Here is a 17,393-nt window from a genome sequence, read left to right on the forward strand (position 1 = left end):
TTTTCAAGGCGTAAGCGGGGTCATGACGCATAGGTCACCGCATTGTGTGCGTTAGCGAACAAGCGCTGCGACGGACGCCGGTTTTCTGTAAGAAATGCCATAAAATTAACTGTTTAATGGGGTATTTGCATTGCAATACGATTTGCGGTCGGAGCGCAGGGGATTCCGACTAAAGTCGCATCGAAACAAAAACTTCGACAAAAAGGTTGCCAGCTTCCGGGAATTTGAATACCGTTTTCCGGTAACGTTTCAGTTGGGAGGACAAGATGAAACATGCACTTCTCACCGCAGCACTCGCTGCCGGCGTCGCGATGCCGCTTTCCGCCAGCGCGACCGATCTCGAAGTAACCCATTGGTGGACCTCCGGCGGGGAGGCTGCCGCCGTGAAGGTTCTTGCCGACAATTTCAACGAAACCGGCAATACCTGGGTCGACAGCGCCATCGCCGGTTCCGGCACCACCGCCAACCCGATCATCGTCAGCCGCATTCTCGGCGGCAACCCCATGGGCGCGACCCAGATGAACACCGGCCGCGATGCCGAGGAGCTCATCAAGGCCGGCCTGATGCTCGACCTGACCGAGCTTGCCGAGAAGGAAGACTGGGCCAGCAAGATCCGCCCGGCCAAGCTTCTCGAAGCCTGCGAATATGACGGCCGCATCTATTGCGTTCCGATCAACATCCACTCCTGGCAGTGGATGTGGCTGAACCGCCATGTGTTCGAGGATAACGGCATTCCGGTCCCGACCAACTGGGCTGAACTGGTGGAAGCCGCGCCGAAGCTGCAGGAGGCCGGTGTTATTCCGCTCGCCACCGGCCAGCCCTGGCAGGTCGACGGTATCCGCAACGTGATGCAGGTCGCCATCGGCGGTGTGGACAATTACCTCGCCGTCAACGGCGACAAGGATCCCGAAGCGGTGATGAGCGATGAGAACCGCGCCATCTGGGAAGCCTTTGCTGAAGCCCGCACCATGGTCGATGATGCCTATTCCGGCCGCGACTGGAATGTCGCCACCAATATGGTGATCCAGGGCGATGCCGCGGCCCAGATCATGGGTGACTGGGCGCAGGGCGAGTTTGCCCAGGCCGGCCAGGAAGCCGGCGTCGACTATGATTGCCTGCCGGGCCTCGGAAACAACCCGGTTCTGGATACCGGCGGTGACGCCTTCTATTTCCCGAAGACGGATGACCCGGATATCACGGCCGCCCAGCTCGAGCTCGCCTCCATGCTGGTCTCGCCCGAAACCCAGGTCGAGTTCAATCTGGTCAAGGGCTCGCTGCCGGTGCGCGGCGATGTCGATCTGGAAGCCGCCAATGCCTGCATGAAGAAGGGTATCGAGATTCTCGCGAACCCCGAAAACGTGCTGCCCTCGACCGAGCAGCTGCTCGACTCCGATACGCAGGGCCAGATCACCGACCTCGCGCTCGAATTCTTCTCCTCCGACATGTCGGTCGACGAAGCGATGGAGCGCCAGCAGGAAATCATCGAACAGGCAATGTAATTTGCCCGGTTGAGTGGCGGGGCGGGTTTACCGCTCCGCCTTTCTTTCTGCACCAATCTCGTGAGGGGAGCAGCAATGGCTGATGTCGCTCGCCGTCCGATGGGCCTGTTCAAGAATCTGAACGCCAAGATCGCGGCCATACCGATGATGCTCACCGCGGTGGTCATCTTCATCGGTTGCACCGCCTGGACGGTCATCTATTCATTCACCGATTCAAGGCTTCTGCCGAGCGAGAACTTCGTCGGTTTCGCGCAGTATGATCGCCTGTTCGACACCACGCGCTGGAATGTCGCGATCGTCAACCTGATGATCTATGGCGGGCTGAGCCTGATCTTCTCTTTCGTCGTGGGCTTCATTCTGGCAACGCTGCTCGACCAGAAGATCCGCTTCGAAAACACCTTTCGGACCATCTTTCTCTATCCCTTCGCGCTTTCCTTCATCGTGACCGGTCTGGTGTGGCAATGGATCCTCGATCCCGGCCTTGGCCTGCCGAAATTTCTCGATGAACTCGGGCTGCCCGGCGGCGACCTCGCGCTGCTCGGCAACAAGCACACGGTGATCTACGCGCTGGTGATCGCCGGCCTGTGGCAGGGCACGGGCCTCGTCATGGTGCTGATGCTGGCGGGGCTTCGCGGCATCGACACCGAAATCTGGAAAGCTTCGAAGATCGACGGCATCCCGGCATGGCGCACCTATATCTTCATCGTCATCCCGATGATGCGCGGCGTTTTCGTTACCACGCTGGTGATCGTCGCCTCCGGCATCGTCCGGGTCTACGACCTTGTCGTGGCCATGACCCAAGGGGGACCCGGCTTCGCCTCCGAAGTGCCCGCGAAATATGTCTACGACCTGATGTTCCAGCGCGGCAATATCGGGCAGGGGCTGGCGGCATCCACCGTCATGCTGGTCACTGTGTTCATCATCCTCGTGCCCTGGGCATTGATGGAATTCAGAGGCAAGAAGAGGTAGCAACATGGCTGACATCGCTTTGAACGGACCTGCGGGTCCGCGCCCGAAACGCCGGCTCGCCCCCTCCAGGATCATTCTCTATTCCATCCTGTTCGTCGCCGCTGTCTATTATCTGATCCCGCTTTACGTAATGATCGTGACCTCGCTGAAGGGCATGCCGGAAATCCGCATGGGCAACATCTTCGCCCCGCCGGTGGAAATCACCTTCGAGCCCTGGGTCAAGGCCTGGAGCGGCGCCTGTACCGGACTTTACTGCGAAGGGATCAGCGTCGGTTTCTGGAACTCGGTCAAGATCACCGTTCCCGGCATCATCATCTCGATCGCGGTCGCCTCGGTGAACGGCTATGCGCTTGCCAACTGGCGCTTCAAGGGCTCGGAATTCTTCTTCACCGTGCTGCTGTTCGGGGCCTTCATTCCCTATCAGGTGATGCTCTATCCGCTGGTGATCATCCTGCGCGAACTGCACCTGTTCTCGACGCTCCCGGGCATCGTGCTGGTGCACACCATTTTCGGCATGCCGATCCTGACACTGTTGTTTCGCAATTATTTCGCCTCGCTGCCGGAAGAGCTGTTCAAGGCGGCCCGCGTCGATGGCGCGGGGTTCTGGCAGATCTTCTTCAAGATCATGCTGCCGATGTCGCTGCCGATCTTCGTCGTCGGCATGATCATCCAGACCACCGGCATCTGGAACGACTTCCTGTTCGGCGTGATCTTTGCCGGTCAGCAGAACTATCCGATGACGGTCCAGCTTAACAACATCGTCAACGCGGTTCAGGGCGTGAAGGAGTACAATGTCAACATGGCGGCGACCCTTCTGACCGGCCTTGTCCCGCTCGCCGTCTATTTCGTTTCCGGACCGCTGTTCGTGCGCGGCATCGCCGCCGGCGCGGTGAAAGGGTAAATGATGAATACCAGTGTTTCCATCAAGGACCTGTCGCTCTCCTTCGGGGCCGTGGACGTCCTCAAGAACCTCGATCTCGATATCCAGGACGGCGAGTTCCTCGTGCTGCTCGGCTCGTCCGGTTGCGGCAAGTCCACGCTTTTGAACTGCATTGCGGGCCTGCTCGACGTCACCGGTGGGCAGATCTTCATCAAGGACAAAAACGTCACCTGGCTTGAGCCGAAGGATCGCGGCATCGGCATGGTGTTCCAGTCCTATGCGCTCTATCCGCAGATGACGGTCGAGAAGAACCTCTCCTTCGGCCTTCAGGTCGCCAAGGTGCCGAAACAAGAGATCGACAAGCGCGTCAAGCGCGCCTCCGAAATCCTGCAGATCGAGCCGCTCCTGAAGCGCAAGCCCGCCGAGCTTTCCGGCGGCCAGCGCCAGCGTGTCGCGATCGGCCGCGCTCTGGTGCGCGATGTCGATGTGTTCCTGTTTGACGAGCCCTTGTCGAACCTCGACGCAAAGCTCAGGTCGGAGTTGCGCGTCGAGATTAAGCGGCTGCACCAGTCCCTTGAAAACACGATGGTTTACGTGACCCACGACCAGATCGAGGCGATGACGCTGGCCGACCGGATCGCGATCATGCGCGGTGGGGTGATCCAGCAGCTCGACGAACCGACCACGATCTATAATCGTCCCGTCAACCGCTACGTCGCCGGCTTCATCGGTTCGCCGCCGATGAACTTCATGGATGGCGAGCTGCGCCGCGAGAACGGCAAGCCGGTGTTCCGCACCAATGATGTCGACTTCTCGCTCGAAGGCTATGATGCCAATGGCGAATTGCCGGAATCCGGCAAGGTCACGCTCGGCGTCAGGCCGGAACATATCGTCATCGACAAGGCGCTGTCGGAGGAAAACCTCGAAGTGCATGAGGCGACCGTCGACCTCGAGGAGCCGATGGGCGCCGACAGCCTGCTGTGGCTGAAACATGCAGGCCACCTGATCACGGTCAGGGTCAACGGCAATGTTCGCTACAAGGTCGGGCAGAAGATCCGCTTCGCCTTTGATATCCCGCTCGCCTCGGTCTTCGACGCGGAGACCGAATTGCGGCTTTGAAGCAAGGCCGCGAGGGGACAGCCCCGCGCGGCATGAATAACAGGAAGGGCCTGCCGGCCGGAGCAATGGCGGCAGCCGGAGGAAACAGATGACAAAACTTGGATTCCAGCTTTACAGCGCGCGCAACTACCAGCCGTTTTCGGCGATCTTCAAGAAACTCGCCGCGGCGGGCTACAGCGAAGTGGAAGGCTATGGCGCGCTTTACGACGATCTCGATCAGGCGGCGCTCGACCGGCTTTCCTCCGATCTGGCGACGATCGGGCTTACAATGCCGACCGGTCACTTCAGCCTCAACATGCTGGAAAATGATCCCGAGCGCGTGCTCGAGATCACATCGGCGCTGAAGATGGACAGCGTGTTCTGCCCCTTCCTGATGCCGGATGACCGCCCGACGACGGCCGAAGGCTGGCGCGATTTCGGGGCGCGGCTGGAAAAGGCCGGCGCGCCCATGCGCGATGCAGGCCTCGTGTTCGGCTGGCACAACCACGATTTCGAATTTGCAGCCCTTGAAGATGGCAGCGTGCCGATGACGCATCTGATGGAAGGCGGACCGTCGCTTGCCTGGGAGGCTGATATCGCCTGGGTCATCCGTGGCGGCGCCGATCCGCTGCACTGGATCGAGACGTTCAAGGATCGCCTCAGCGCCGTCCATGTCAAGGATATCGCCGAGCCGGGCGAAAACGAGGATGAGGACGGCTGGGCCGATGTCGGCCACGGCACGGTCGACTGGAAAGGGCTGATGGGCGTCCTGAAGTCGCTGCCGATCCGCCACTACATCGTCGAGCACGACAATCCGAACGATATCGACCGTCTTATCGAGCGGTCGATCGCATCCTTCCAGTCTTTCTGAACGAGGCATTCATGACCAGCGAACTTGGTGTCGGCATCCTCGGATGCGGCAATATTTCCGCGACCTATTTTTCTCTCGCGCCGCTGTTTCGCGGCCTGAAGGTGCTCGCCTGCGCCGACATCAATCCGGCGGCGGCCACCGCGCGCGCGGAGGAATACGGCGTGACGGCACAGAGCGTCGACGAACTGCTCCAGAACGACGAGCTCGACGTCATCGTCAACCTCACCATTCCGGGCGCGCATTACGAGATGTCGAAGCGGATTCTCGAGGCGGGCAAGCATGTCTATTCGGAAAAGCCGCTGGTGCTTTCCGTCGACGAGGGCAAGGAACTCGGCCGCATTGCCGCCGAGAAGGGTCTTTCCGTCGGCTGCGCGCCGGATACGTTTCTGGGTGGCGCCCATCAGCGCGCCCGCAAATATATCGATGAGGGCGGCATCGGGCGGGTCACCTCCGGCACCTGCCACGTGATGAGCGCTGGCATGGAGATGTGGCATCCCAATCCGGATTTCTTCTTCCTGCCCGGCGGCGGCCCCGTGCTCGATCTCGGCCCCTATTACATCGCCAACCTGATCAACCTCATCGGCCCGGTGAAACAGGTGGCGGCGCTGACCTCGATGGCCAACGAGACCCGCACCATCACCTCCGAACCGCGCCGCGGCGAGATCATCCCGGTGAAGACGCCGACCAATATCCATGCGCTGCTGGAGTTTCAAAGCGGGGCGACCATCTCGCTTGGCGCAAGCTGGGATGTGTGGGCGCACCGTCACTCCAACATGGAGCTTTACGGCACGGAAGGGACGCTGTTCGTGCCCGACCCCAACTTCTTCGGCGGCAAGGTCGAGGCGGCGGGCCGCGACGGCAAGACGTCCGAACTCGACAGCCAGGATCACCCCTTCGGCAAGCCCAACCAGGGCGAGCGCGCCAATTACCGCACGGCCGGCCTTGCCGATATGGCAGTGGCGCTGATCGAAGGCCGCGATGCCCGCTGCTCGCTCGCCCGCGCGCTGCACGGCGTCGACGTCATGGCCGCGATCCTGAAGTCCGGGGAGACCGGCGCGTTCGTCCCGCTTTCAACCACCTGCACCCAGCCGGCGGCGCTGGATGCGGCGGCGGCGAGGGCGCTGTTGCGGTAGGGCGTGGCGCTTTGCGCCCGGCTTGCCTATAATCGAATCGCAAGAGGCGGCGTTCTGCCGCCTTTTTCATGGCCGGGCCGTCCCGGCCCTTCAGGCAGGAGGATATGATGCGCTGGACACCCTCGAAGACCCGCTACGATACGATGCAATATAACCGCTGCGGCGCGTCCGGGCTCAAGCTGCCGGCGATATCGCTCGGCCTGTGGCACAATTTTGGCGACGATACCGAGCGCGCGCGCAAGGTTGCGATCTGCCAGACCGCCTTTGATGCCGGGATCACCCATTTCGATCTCGCCAATAATTACGGCCCGCCGCCCGGTTCCGCCGAAAAGGCCTTCGGCGATATCCTGCGCAACGAGTTTGCCGGTCTGCGCGACGAGCTGATCATCTCCTCCAAGGCCGGCTATGGCATGTGGGACGGGCCCTACGGCGAGTGGGGCAGCCGCAAGAACCTTCTCGCCTCCTGCGACCAGAGCCTGAAACGGCTTGGCCTCGACTATGTCGATATCTTCTATTCCCACCGCTTCGATCCGGATACGCCGCTCGAGGAAACCATGATGGCGCTCGACCAGATCGTGCGGTCGGGCAGGGCGCTCTATGTGGGAATTTCTTCCTACAATTCCGAGCGCACGCGTGAGGCCTACAAGATACTGAAAGAACTGAAGACGCCCTTCGTCATTCACCAGCCGAGCTATTCGATGATCAATCGCTGGGTCGAGGAGGACGGTCTGCTGGATACGCTTGCGGAACTCGGGCTCGGCTCGATCGTGTTCTCGCCGCTGGCCCAGGGCATGCTGACGTCGAAATATCTGAAGGGCATTCCCGAAGACAGCCGGGCGGCGCAGGGCAAATCGCTACGCCATGAATTCCTGCGCGAGGACACGCTTGATCATATCCGGGCATTGAACGCGATCGCCGAGCGGCGCGGCCAGACGCTGGCGCAGATGGCGCTGGCCTGGGTGCTGCGCGGCGGGCGGGTTACCACCGCGCTGATCGGCGCAAGCCGGCCGGAACAGGTGCTCGATTGCGTGAAGGCCCTCGACAAACCCGATTTCACTGAAGCCGAGCTTGCCGAAATCGACAAATATGCTCGCGAGGCCGACATCAACCTCTGGGCGCGATCGGCCGAACGTAAGGGGCCGGAGCGGCAGAAATAGCCGGGTCCCGGACCGGCGGACAAAAAAAGGCCTGCGGGGGCACTACTCACCCGCAGGCCACAACGCCCGGCCATGCGCGCCCGGGCGATGTCCTTGTGGTCGATTACCCGGCCACAAAGCAGTCGGTGAGGTTGCCCGCGAGGTTTTCCAGAAGCAGGAAATAGAGATCCGGCCCGTCCTCAAGACCCGCGCCCAGCGGATCGAGAATGCCGGTGCGGGCATCGGTTCCTTCGATCACGGTATCGATGATCTTCGGCGGGAATTGCGGTTCGGAGAACACGCAGGCAGCACCCAGTTCGGTCAGCTTGTCGTGGATTTCGCGGATGCGCTGTGCGCTCGGCGGGGCTTCGGGATTGACCGTGATCGAACCCGCGGCCTCGACGCCGAACCGGTTGCCGAAATAGTGATAGGCGTCGTGGAAGACGACGTAGGGCTTGGGGTTCACGGCATCGATCTGCGCTTGAATGTCAGCCGACAGCCCATCAAGCCGGGCCTCGAGCTTTTCGGCATTGTCGGCATAGATCTCGGCATTGGCGGGGTCGTTTTCCGAAAGCGTTTCCGCCATGGCGGCGGCAAAGGCCTTCGCATTCATCGGATCGAGCCACATATGCGGATCGACTTCTCCGTGGTGGTGGTCGTCATGATCGGCTTCGTGATCATGGTCGGCATGGTCGTCGTGCCCGTCCTCCTCATGACCCTCGTGATCATGGTCATGCGCATCGAAGGCGCCGCCTTCGCGCGGGGCGAGCGTCTCCACGCCAGGGGCGTCTTCCAGTTCCACGATCTCGGCATTGCCGCCGAGCGCGTCGAGCGGCTTGTCGAGAAAATGCTCCAGCGCCGGACCGATCCAGAACACGACGTCGGCATTCTGCAGCGCGCGCGCCTCGGAGGGCGTCATGTTGTAGGTGTGAGGCGAGGCGGCGCCCTTCACCAGCAGCGTCGTTTCGGTCGCGGTTCCCGCGGTCAGCGCGGTCGTCAGCGAATAGAGCGGCTTGATCGACGTCACGACCTTGAGGGCATCTTCTGCCGCTGCGGTCTGGGCGAGGGCCATCGCGGCCGTCGTGAGGAGAAGCAGGCGGGACGTTTTCATGAGAACCTCATTATTTTCGAAGGCGGGTAGCCCGGGGATTGCAGTTCGACGTAATGTTATTACATCAATTGCGTTACGCTATAACGTATGCCATAGACGCGGACAAGACGGAGTTTTGAAAAAATGCATTCGAATGACCTGCTGGTCTCGCTCGACAATGCCGGGCTCCACCGCAATGGAAGGTGGCTCGTGCGCGGCGTGGGCTTCAGCGTGCGCCGCGGCGAGATCGTCACTCTGATCGGGCCGAACGGCGCGGGCAAATCCACCAGCGCGCGGATGGCGCTCGGGGTTCTCGCGCCCGATGAGGGCCGCGTCGAGCGCGCCGGCGGCCTGACCATCGGCTACGTGCCGCAGAAGCTCGCCATCGATCATTCCCTGCCGCTGACGGTGCGGCGGTTGATGACCCTGACCGGGCCGCTTTCGGCTGATGCGATCGCCGAAGCGCTGGAGGAGGTCGGTATCGCCCATCTCGCAAAGGCCGAGGTCCAGACCCTTTCCGGCGGCGAGTTCCAGCGCGCGCTACTGGCGCGGGCGATTGCCCGCAAACCCGATCTGCTGGTCCTGGACGAGCCGGTGCAGGGCGTCGACCATGCCGGCGAGATCGCGCTTTACGCCCTGATCTCGCACATCCGGGAGCGCCAGGGCTGCGGCATATTGATGATCTCGCACGACCTGCATGTGGTGATGGCGCGAACCGATACGGTCGTCTGCCTCAACGGCCATGTCTGCTGCACCGGCACGCCGGAGGCCGTGAGCGGCAGCGAGGCCTATCAGTCGCTGCTCGGCGCCCGTGGCGATGGCGCGCTCGCGCTCTACCGACATGATCACGACCACACCCATCTGCCCGATGGCAAGGTGCGCCATGCCGATGGCTCGGTCACCGAACATTGCCATCCCGATGACGGCCATCATCACGAGGCGCAGGAACATGCTTGACGATTTCTTCGTGCGCGCGCTGGTCGCCGGCATCGGCGTTGCGTTGATGGCGGGCCCGCTCGGCTGCTTCATCATCTGGCGCAAGATGGCCTATTTCGGCGACACCATGGCGCATTCGGCCCTGCTCGGCGTGGCGCTGTCGCTGTTGTTCACGGTCAACCTGACGCTCAGCGTGTTCGTCGTCGCGACCATCGTGTCGGTGATGCTGATCATGCTGGAGCGGCGGCGGGCGCTCTCCACCGACAGCCTGCTCGGCATTCTCGCCCATTCGACGCTGGCGATCGGCCTGGTGATCGTTTCGTTCCTGACCTGGATCCGGGTCGATCTGATCAGCTTCCTGTTCGGCGACATCCTTTCGGTGACGCGCGCCGATATCGCCACGATCTGGCTTGGCGGGCTGGTGGTGGTCGCGGCCGTGGCGGGCCTGTGGCGGCCGCTCCTGGCGGCCACGGTTTCGCCGGAGATCGCTCAGGCCGAGGGCATGCGGCCGGAGACGGTGCGCTTCATCTTCATGCTGCTGATGGCGCTGGTGATCGCGATCGCGATGAAGATCGTCGGCATCATGCTGATCACCTCGCTGCTGATCGTGCCCGCCGCCACCGCGCGTCGGTTCGCGCGGACGCCGGAGATGATGGCGGTGTTCGCATCGCTGATCGGGGTTGTGAGCGTGGTGGCAGGATTATATTCCTCGCTCTATTATGACACGCCGTCCGGTCCGTCGATCGTGGTGGCCGCCATGCTGATATTTCTGGTGACGCTGGTGCCCGAAGCGGCAAGGCGGCCGCGATGAAAACGAGGGACGATATGAAAAGGCCCGATGAAAAGCTGACCCGCAACCAGGCGCTGGTGTTCGACTGCCTCAGCGGCAGCGAGGCGCCGATTAGCGCCTACACCATTCTGGACCGGCTGCGCGATCAGGGCTTCAAGGCGCCGCTGCAGGTCTATCGCGCGCTTGAAAAACTCACCGAGGCCGGGCTGGTCCACCGGCTGGAGAGCCTGAATGCCTATGTCGCCTGCGCCCATCCGCATCAGGATTGCAGCCATCACGGTATGACGGCCTTCGCGATATGCGAGGGCTGCGGCGCGGTGATCGAGTTCCATGCTCACGATATCGAGGATGCGCTCGGCCGGCTGGCGCGTTCGAAAGGGTTTCGGCCCGGCGCGATGACGGTGGAAATGCGGGGGCTATGCGCCGCCTGCGCTGCCGGCGAAGCATGAAGCCGTCTATGCGGGCTCAGTTTCGCAGGACGGCCTTTGCGGCATTGTCGGCAAATTCCGGAGCGGGATCCATCGAGAGGTCGACCCGCGTGCAGTTGCGGCCCGCGCGCTTGGCGGCATAAAGCGCCCGATCGGCCCTGATCAGCAGATTGCGCGAATCGTGTTGGGTCGTCGCGGGGTATTCGACGGCGATGCCGATACTGACCGACAGCCGCTTGCGCGGGCTCGATGCATGTGGAATCGCGAGTTCTGCAATGGCGTCATGAATGCGGGCGCTGAGGGCAAGGGCCGCATTCTCGTCGCTGTCCGGCAACACAAGGGCAAACTCCTCGCCGCCGAAGCGCGCCGGAAGATCCTCGTCGGACCGGGTCGATGCCTTGAGCGCGGCGGCAACCCGTTTCAGACATTCGTCGCCGGCGGGATGGCCGTAGGTGTCGTTATAGCCCTTGAAGTGATCGATATCGATCATCAGCATGGCAAGCGGCTGGTCCGTCTCCCCGGCTGCCGTCCAGCTCTGTTTCAGAAAATCATCGAACAGACGGCGGTTGGCGAGCGCCGTAAGGGCGTCCGTGTTCGAGATATCGTTGAGCGAGCGATACTTGGCATAGAGCGCGTCGGCATAGACCTTTTCGCGCAGATAGAGGAGGAACACTTTCCGCTCGACCGACTCGATGCGGTAGCTCGCCAGCAAGGTGAGCAGGCTTGTCACGCCGAGAAAGATCAGGGGAGAGGCCTTTTCCATCGGCAGCAGTGTCGGCAGCGGAAGAATGAAGAAGGCGGCGATGGCGAAGTTGACCGATGCGGCAACCACGGCCTGTGACGTGCGCAGCGGCAACGCGATATTGCCGACGATCGCCAGCAGAATAAAAGTGTACGGTTCGAATTCCACGATCGGGTTGCCGGGCGTCTTCAGCATCAGCCCGGTGCCGATCGCCGAGACTGCGACACCGAAAACCGAAATCCAGCCCGGAAGGCGGGTGTCGAGATCGCGCATGATCAGAACTGTTAGCGCTGACAGCAAGGCCAGAACAACGCCGGATCTGATCAGGGTCATGCGGGCCAGCAATTCCTCCCGATAAATCATATCGATAAACGCAAAACCTGCGATCACGAGGATGCCGATCGCGCCTGCCCAGACGAGCTGGCGGTGGCGGCTGCGATGCATCTCCTCCACGAAACGGCTTTCGAGCGGGCGCGTGAAGCGGAGCAACACCCCCCGTCTTCTCAGGTTGAGCTCGATCTGCTCGTCGAGCAACTGGTCCGTGCTCGACAGGCTCGCTACGCGTCGCAGCATCATGGCGTCCGAGACTCCGTCGGCGCGAGATCCCGGCTGAAACGTTTCCAGTTGGCGATATAGTTCTCGGCCGATTGGCGAAGGCCAGCAATCGCGGCGTCATCGAGTTCGCGAATGGCGCGGGCCGGCGATCCGACGATCAGGCTGTTGTCGGGAAAGGATTTGCCCTCGGTCACCAGTGCGTTTGCGCCGACCAGCGAGTTGCGGCCGATCGTTGCGCCGTTCAGGATCGTGGCCCCCATGCCGACAAGGCTGTTGTCGCCGATCGTGCAGCCATGCAGGATCACGCGATGGCCGACGGTGCAGCCTTCGCCGATCGTGGTCGGGAATCCAAAGTCGGTATGGATGATGACGCCGTCCTGGATATTGCTGCCCTTGCCGATGGTGATCGGCTCGGTGTCGCCGCGCAGCACGGCGGTAAACCAGATGCCGACATCCTCGCCGACGATGATGTCGCCGATCACCGACGCGTCGGGCGCGATCCAGAATCTGCCTTCAGGCGGCAATTGCGGCCGTTTATCGGCGAGGTTGTAAAGCGGCACGTCTATCTCCTCTCAAACGCAGACAGAGACTATATCAGATTACCTCGAATGCAAGGTCTCCAACGCCTTCGATGGTGCACGCAATGCGATCACCGCGCTCGACCGGTCCAACGCCCGCGGGCGTGCCGGTGAGGATGACGTCGCCGGCGGCAAGGCGCACATAACGGGAAAGCTCGGCGATGATTTCCGCGGTCTTCCAGATCATCTGCGAGAGATCGCCGTTCTGGACCACCGCGCCGTTGCGCACAAGGCTGATCGCGCCGCGCGCGGGATGGCCGATTTCGGCGGCGGGCGCGATTGCGGAGACGGGCGCGGACCCCTCGAAGGCCTTGGCCATTTCCCACGGCCTCGATTTCGCCTTGGCTTCGTCCTGAATGTCGCGCCGGGTGAAATCCACGGCGACGCCATAACCGTATACACAATCCAGGGCCTCACCGACGCCGATATCGGCGCCGCCATTTTTCAGGGCAACGAAACACTCCACCTCGTGGTGGACGTTCCGCGACTGGACGGGATAGGGAAAGGGTTTGCCGTGGGCGACGAGATTGTCGGGGTTCTTCTGGAAGAAGAACGGCGCTTCGCGGCTGGGATCATGCCCCATTTCCACCGCGTGTGCGGCGTAGTTGCGACCCACGCAATAGACCCGGCGAACGGGAAAAGTGCTTTCACTGCCTCTGACGGGCAGGGCGACGACGGGCGGAGAGGGAATGACGAATGATGACATCGGTGTTTGTCCTGAAAGCGGAAACCACGACAGGTGCATTTTGACAACAGCCGGGCTCCCACGTCGGGCCGGATGAAGCAAAACAGGTCACAAAGTAGGAACTTCAGTTGCGCTGGTCCAGCGTTAACCCTACCAACTTTGCGGCGGAGCGGTATATATCGGACATCCCTTGCTCTGACGGCGCCCTTCAGCGAGCTGCAGGCCTTGTTGTTGGAAATCGATGGCTGTGTTTTCGCGGCTTCGAAGATTGAAGAAAGGCCTGGCGGTTCAGGACGCGATGCTTGAGAATCTGGAAATCGTCATCGCCATGCTGGAAAAGGTCGGCATGGCGGCCCTCATCGTGCTCGCCTACAGGTTGATCCGGTATGCGCGCTTTTCGATCGTCCGTTCATCGCTCGCGACCGGGTTGCTGTTCGGCTTCGGGGCCGTGGTTACGATGGTCGATCCGCTCGAGGTGCTGCCGGGCATCATCGTGGATATCCGGGCGGTCATGGTTGCCCTTGCGGCGCTTTTCGGCGGTCCGCTAGCCGCCTTGATCGCCTCGGCCGTGACCATCGCAATGCGGATATATATCGGCGGCGTCGGTGCGCTTGCGGGCTGCGTCAGCATTGCGCTCGCCGCGGTGATCGGACTTGTCTACACGCGCCTCAGTGGCGGACGACGCGATGCTCTCGGTCTTGCCATCTTGGGGCTTTTGCTCTCGCTCACTCTGGTCGCCGGCGTATTCGCGCCCGTGCCGGTGGTGTCCTCCACAACGCCGGCGCTCATCATCCGCAATCTGCTGGGAACCATGATCCTTGGCTATCTGCTTGCCATGGAGGAGCGGCGCGAGGCTGAATATCGCGCCTACAAGCGCGAGGCGGAGCGCGATCCGCTCACGGGGCTCAAGAACAGGCGGGCGCTCGAGGCGTTCGACCAGCGGCGCGCCACCGAAGAGGAGCGGCCTCCGTTCGCCGTTCTGATGATCGATATCGATCGGTTCAAATCCCTGAATGACGTTTACGGTCACGCCTTCGGAGACGTGGTTCTGCGACGGCTTGCCGAGATTGTCCGCGGGCGCATGCGCGGCTTCGATCTTGTGGTGCGCTATGGCGGAGAGGAATTCTGCGTGGTGGTCAAGGAGGCGACGCTGCGTAATGCCAGGCGCATCGCGGAGGATATCAGGATCCAGATCATGGAAGAGCGTTTCCAGACGGCGACCGAGGCGGTCGCCGTGACTGTCAGCGTCGGCGTCGCGGAATCAACCCCCTCGGCCCTGTCGGTATTCCATGTCATAGAGCATGCCGACAAGGCGCTCTATGATGCCAAGAACAGCGGCCGCAACCGCGTGTGCACCTATCGACCGGAAACCGATCGCAGGCAGAATACCCGTTCGGTCTGAGGCTCAACCCGGAATACGAAAAAAGCCCCGTCGCCGGGGCTTTCCGATTTGCTATGCCTTGCGGCCGGTTCAGACCGCGCCGCTGCCCCAGGGCCCGTGATGGATGTCGAGGCCGTCGAGACGGTCGAAACCATGGGCGCCGAAGAAATCGCGCTGCGCCTGAATCAGGTTGGCAGTGCCGCGCGACTGGCGATAGGCATCGAAATAGGTGAGCGCCGAGGCAAGGCCCGGAACCGGAAGGCCGGCGGCGGTGGCCGCAGATACGATCCGGCGCAGCGACGGCATGCACTCGTTGACCATCTCGGAGAAGGCCGGCGTCACGATCAGATTGGCGACATCCGGGGTGTCGGAGAACGCCTTGGTGATCTCGTCCAGGAACTGCGAGCGGATGATGCAGCCGGCGCGCCAGATGCGCGCGATTTCCGGCATCGGCAGGTTCCAGCCATATTCCTCGGAGGCCGAGGCCATTACGTCGAAGCCCTGGGCGTAAGCCGCGATCTTGGCGGCGAACAGCGCCAGTTCGAGGTCGCGGTTGAGCCAGGGGCCGGCTTCGATGCCGAAGGAAAGCTCCTCCTTGTTGAACATCGGTTCCGCTGCGGCACGCTCGCCGCGCATGGCGGAGATGCAGCGGGCGGCCACGGCCGCCTCGATCACGGTGGCGGGCACGGCAAGCTGCTGGGCCTCGATCGCGGACCAGCGGCCGGTGCCCTTCTGGCCGGCGGCATCGACGATCACGTCCGGCATCGGCTTGCCGGTTTCCGGATCGCTGGCGCGCAGCACCTTCTCGGTGATCTCGATCAGGAAGGAGTTCAGCCGCCCCTTGTTCCATTCGCCGAAGATGTTGGCGATATCGTTGGCGTCCATGCCGCAGCCATCGCGCAGAATGCCGTAGATTTCGGCGATCATCTGCATGTCGGCATATTCGATGCCGTTATGGATGGTCTTGACGAAATGGCCGGCGCCGTCCGGGCCGAGCCATGCGCAGCAGGGGTCGTTGTCGAATTTGGCGGAGATCGAGGTCAGCACCTTCTCGACGCGCTTGTAGCTGTCCTCGGTGCCGCCGACCATGATCGAAGGACCATGACGCGCGCCTTCCTCGCCGCCCGACACGCCCATGCCGATGAAGGTCAGGCCGGTGCCGTCGAGTTCCTTGAAGCGGCGGCGGGTGTCGTGGAAATTGGCGTTGCCGGCATCGATGATGATGTCGCCCTTGCCGAGATAGGGGCGCAGCTTTTCCATTTCCTCATCAACGGGATCGCCGGCCTTGATCATGATGATGATCGGGCGCGGCGGGCGGATGGCCGCGACGAAATCCGAAAGCGTCTCGGTGGGGACGATGTTCTTCTGCAGCTCGCCCGCTCCGGCGTAGAATGCGCGCGTCTTGTCGGCCGTGCGGTTGTAGACCGCGATCCTGTTGCCCTTCTCGGCAATGTTGAGGGCGAGGTTGGAGCCCATCACTCCAAGCCCGATCAGTCCGATTTCTGCTTTTTCCAAGACATCACCTCTTGTCTTTGGCGCATCATGTGGATTGCCGTGGGCAATGATGCGCAATTTCGAAAACCCGGATAGCCTTCAGCTGCGCCGGGGAGTGCGCGGCAAACCGGGGTTGGCCTTTTGTGGCACCGCCACGGGCAAACGGCAAGACGTGGCGGCGCAAAACCGGCGCTTTTCGCCGGGCGGCCGAGAAGTTTTGCCGTTCTGTCACAAAGCTTAGACGTGAAAACGCGGGGTTAGCGTTTGGCGGTCAGCGCGGAGAAATCGAACAGCGACGGATCGAGCAGATGCGAGGGATTGACGCTTGCAAGCGCCCGCAGCATCACGTCCTTGCGGCCGGGCATGCGCGCTTCCATGTCGGCCAGCATCTCTTTCATGGCGTTGCGCTCCAGTCCGTCCTGCGAGCCGCAGAGATCGCAGGGGATGATCGGAAACCGCATCGCCTCGGCAAACCGCGCGAGATCGTCCTCGGCGGCATAGGCGAGGGGGCGCAACACCATCAGGTCGCCCTCGTCGTTCAAAAGCTTTGCCGGCATGGTCGCGAGCTTGCCGCCATGGAACAGGTTCATGAAGAAGGTCTCGAGAATATCCTCGCGGTGGTGGCCGAGCACCAGCGCGTCGCAGCCTTCCTCGCGCGCGATCCGGTAGAGATTGCCGCGCCTCAGACGCGAACAGAGCGCGCAATAGGTGGAGCCCGGCGCGAGCTTCTCGGTCACGATCGAATAGGTGTCGCGATATTCGATCCTGTGCGGAACGCCGAGCTTCGTCAGGTAATCGGGCAAGACATGTTTGGGGAAATTCGGCTGGCCCTGATCGAGATTGCAGACAAGGATGTCGACCGGCAGCAGCCCGCGCCATTTCAGCTCCAGCAGTACGGCGAGCAGGCCATAGCTGTCCTTGCCGCCTGAAAGCGCGACCAGCCAGCGCTTCTGGTCCTTCAGCATGTCGAAATCGGCGATCGCCTGACGCACCTGCCGGAGCAGCCGCTTGCGCAGCTTGGAAAAGCCGACGGAGGAGGGCGCGTCGGCAAACAATGCCTGGAAGGCATCGGGCAGGGTATCGTCGGCCAGTTCGTTCATCATCGCTCCGGGCGCTTGGTTTGCCATG

Annotated in this window: 17 protein-coding genes; 11 read left to right on the forward strand and 6 right to left on the reverse strand. The window is 62.1% G+C overall.

Annotation, left to right across the window (positions count from 1 at the left end; translation table 11 throughout):
* Positions 1-266 precede the first annotated feature (266 nt).
* From V6765_RS10040 to mgrA, 7 genes are all read left to right on the forward strand, one after another.
* Positions 267-1,499: an ABC transporter substrate-binding protein gene (locus V6765_RS10040; protein ID WP_448428283.1), complete on the forward strand. Its 1,233-nt coding sequence runs from the start codon at positions 267-269 to the stop codon at positions 1,497-1,499.
* Between the two features lie 75 nt (positions 1,500-1,574).
* Positions 1,575-2,468 (forward strand): carbohydrate ABC transporter permease, encoded by an 894-nt coding sequence (locus V6765_RS10045; protein ID WP_448428285.1) that lies wholly within the window; start codon positions 1,575-1,577, stop codon positions 2,466-2,468.
* 4 nt (positions 2,469-2,472) lie between these two features.
* A complete protein-coding gene (locus V6765_RS10050; protein ID WP_230718428.1) occupies positions 2,473-3,369 on the forward strand; it encodes a carbohydrate ABC transporter permease in 897 nt (298 codons plus the stop codon).
* A gap of 3 nt (positions 3,370-3,372) precedes the next feature.
* Positions 3,373-4,467, forward strand: a complete 1,095-nt coding sequence (locus tag V6765_RS10055) for an ABC transporter ATP-binding protein (RefSeq protein WP_448428795.1) — start codon at positions 3,373-3,375, stop codon at positions 4,465-4,467.
* An 88-nt stretch (positions 4,468-4,555) separates the two neighbouring features.
* Positions 4,556-5,317, forward strand: a complete 762-nt coding sequence (locus tag V6765_RS10060) for a sugar phosphate isomerase/epimerase family protein (protein ID WP_448428287.1) — start codon at positions 4,556-4,558, stop codon at positions 5,315-5,317.
* Between the two features lie 11 nt (positions 5,318-5,328).
* Positions 5,329-6,450, forward strand: coding sequence for a Gfo/Idh/MocA family protein (locus V6765_RS10065; RefSeq protein WP_448428289.1), 1,122 nt, complete (start codon positions 5,329-5,331; stop codon positions 6,448-6,450).
* A 107-nt stretch (positions 6,451-6,557) separates the two neighbouring features.
* Positions 6,558-7,607 (forward strand): L-glyceraldehyde 3-phosphate reductase, encoded by a 1,050-nt coding sequence (gene mgrA / locus V6765_RS10070; protein WP_448428291.1) that lies wholly within the window; start codon positions 6,558-6,560, stop codon positions 7,605-7,607.
* A 103-nt stretch (positions 7,608-7,710) separates the two neighbouring features.
* Here the strand turns inward: mgrA and znuA are convergent, their stop codons facing one another.
* Entirely contained in the window at positions 7,711-8,697 is a 987-nt protein-coding gene (znuA, locus tag V6765_RS10075; protein ID WP_448428293.1) for a zinc ABC transporter substrate-binding protein ZnuA, read from the reverse strand.
* A gap of 123 nt (positions 8,698-8,820) precedes the next feature.
* On the opposite strand from znuA, the gene V6765_RS10080 reads away from it, so the two are divergent.
* The 3 genes from V6765_RS10080 to V6765_RS10090 are packed head-to-tail and all read left to right on the forward strand — an operon-like array spanning position 8,821 to position 10,851.
* Positions 8,821-9,633, forward strand: a complete 813-nt coding sequence (locus tag V6765_RS10080; protein WP_448428295.1) for an ATP-binding cassette domain-containing protein — start codon at positions 8,821-8,823, stop codon at positions 9,631-9,633.
* Entirely contained in the window at positions 9,626-10,423 is a 798-nt protein-coding gene (znuB, locus tag V6765_RS10085) for a zinc ABC transporter permease subunit ZnuB (protein ID WP_448428297.1), read from the forward strand. Before V6765_RS10080 ends, znuB begins: the two co-directional genes overlap by 8 nt.
* A 14-nt stretch (positions 10,424-10,437) precedes the next feature.
* Positions 10,438-10,851, forward strand: a complete 414-nt coding sequence (locus V6765_RS10090) for a Fur family transcriptional regulator (RefSeq protein ID WP_448428299.1) — start codon at positions 10,438-10,440, stop codon at positions 10,849-10,851.
* Positions 10,852-10,867: 16 nt separating this feature from the next.
* Here the strand turns inward: V6765_RS10090 and V6765_RS10095 are convergent, their stop codons facing one another.
* The 3 genes from V6765_RS10095 to V6765_RS10105 are packed head-to-tail and all read right to left on the reverse strand — an operon-like array spanning position 10,868 to position 13,411.
* Entirely contained in the window at positions 10,868-12,145 is a 1,278-nt protein-coding gene (locus V6765_RS10095; protein ID WP_448428301.1) for a diguanylate cyclase domain-containing protein, read from the reverse strand.
* On the reverse strand, positions 12,145-12,687 hold the full coding sequence (locus V6765_RS10100; protein WP_448428303.1) for a gamma carbonic anhydrase family protein: 543 nt from the start codon (positions 12,685-12,687) through the stop codon (positions 12,145-12,147). Before V6765_RS10100 ends, V6765_RS10095 begins: the two co-directional genes overlap by 1 nt.
* Before the next feature lie 34 nt (positions 12,688-12,721).
* Positions 12,722-13,411 carry a fumarylacetoacetate hydrolase family protein gene (locus V6765_RS10105; RefSeq protein ID WP_448428305.1) on the reverse strand — a complete coding sequence of 230 codons (690 nt, stop codon included), beginning with the start codon at positions 13,409-13,411 and terminating at the stop codon, positions 12,722-12,724.
* Positions 13,412-13,631: 220 nt separating this feature from the next.
* On the opposite strand from V6765_RS10105, the gene V6765_RS10110 reads away from it, so the two are divergent.
* Positions 13,632-14,792, forward strand: a complete 1,161-nt coding sequence (locus V6765_RS10110) for a diguanylate cyclase (protein WP_448428307.1) — start codon at positions 13,632-13,634, stop codon at positions 14,790-14,792.
* Positions 14,793-14,861: 69 nt separating this feature from the next.
* Here the strand turns inward: V6765_RS10110 and gndA are convergent, their stop codons facing one another.
* Together gndA and ttcA are read right to left on the reverse strand one after the other, a co-directional pair.
* Complete coding sequence (gene gndA, locus V6765_RS10115) at positions 14,862-16,286, reverse strand: NADP-dependent phosphogluconate dehydrogenase (RefSeq protein WP_448428309.1); 1,425 nt, start codon at positions 16,284-16,286, stop codon at positions 14,862-14,864.
* Positions 16,287-16,522: 236 nt separating this feature from the next.
* Positions 16,523-17,368, reverse strand: coding sequence for a tRNA 2-thiocytidine(32) synthetase TtcA (ttcA, locus tag V6765_RS10120; protein ID WP_448428797.1), 846 nt, complete (start codon positions 17,366-17,368; stop codon positions 16,523-16,525).
* Positions 17,369-17,393: the final 25 nt, after the last annotated feature.

The organism is Martelella sp. FOR1707 (genome assembly GCF_053484265.1).

Coding starts and splice junctions, on each gene's coding strand:
- V6765_RS10105 (WP_448428305.1), bottom strand. CDS start 13,411: ATGTCATCATTCGTCATTCCCTCTCCGCCCGTCGTCGCCCTGCCCGTC.
- V6765_RS10065 (WP_448428289.1), top strand. CDS start 5,329: ATGACCAGCGAACTTGGTGTCGGCATCCTCGGATGCGGCAATATTTCC.
- V6765_RS10110 (WP_448428307.1), top strand. CDS start 13,632: ATGGCTGTGTTTTCGCGGCTTCGAAGATTGAAGAAAGGCCTGGCGGTT.
- V6765_RS10040 (WP_448428283.1), top strand. CDS start 267: ATGAAACATGCACTTCTCACCGCAGCACTCGCTGCCGGCGTCGCGATG.
- znuA (WP_448428293.1), bottom strand. CDS start 8,697: ATGAAAACGTCCCGCCTGCTTCTCCTCACGACGGCCGCGATGGCCCTC.
- V6765_RS10095 (WP_448428301.1), bottom strand. CDS start 12,145: ATGCTGCGACGCGTAGCGAGCCTGTCGAGCACGGACCAGTTGCTCGAC.
- V6765_RS10090 (WP_448428299.1), top strand. CDS start 10,438: ATGAAAAGGCCCGATGAAAAGCTGACCCGCAACCAGGCGCTGGTGTTC.
- V6765_RS10050 (WP_230718428.1), top strand. CDS start 2,473: ATGGCTGACATCGCTTTGAACGGACCTGCGGGTCCGCGCCCGAAACGC.
- V6765_RS10080 (WP_448428295.1), top strand. CDS start 8,821: ATGCATTCGAATGACCTGCTGGTCTCGCTCGACAATGCCGGGCTCCAC.
- V6765_RS10055 (WP_448428795.1), top strand. CDS start 3,373: ATGAATACCAGTGTTTCCATCAAGGACCTGTCGCTCTCCTTCGGGGCC.
- V6765_RS10045 (WP_448428285.1), top strand. CDS start 1,575: ATGGCTGATGTCGCTCGCCGTCCGATGGGCCTGTTCAAGAATCTGAAC.
- znuB (WP_448428297.1), top strand. CDS start 9,626: ATGCTTGACGATTTCTTCGTGCGCGCGCTGGTCGCCGGCATCGGCGTT.
- mgrA (WP_448428291.1), top strand. CDS start 6,558: ATGCGCTGGACACCCTCGAAGACCCGCTACGATACGATGCAATATAAC.
- V6765_RS10060 (WP_448428287.1), top strand. CDS start 4,556: ATGACAAAACTTGGATTCCAGCTTTACAGCGCGCGCAACTACCAGCCG.
- ttcA (WP_448428797.1), bottom strand. CDS start 17,368: ATGATGAACGAACTGGCCGACGATACCCTGCCCGATGCCTTCCAGGCA.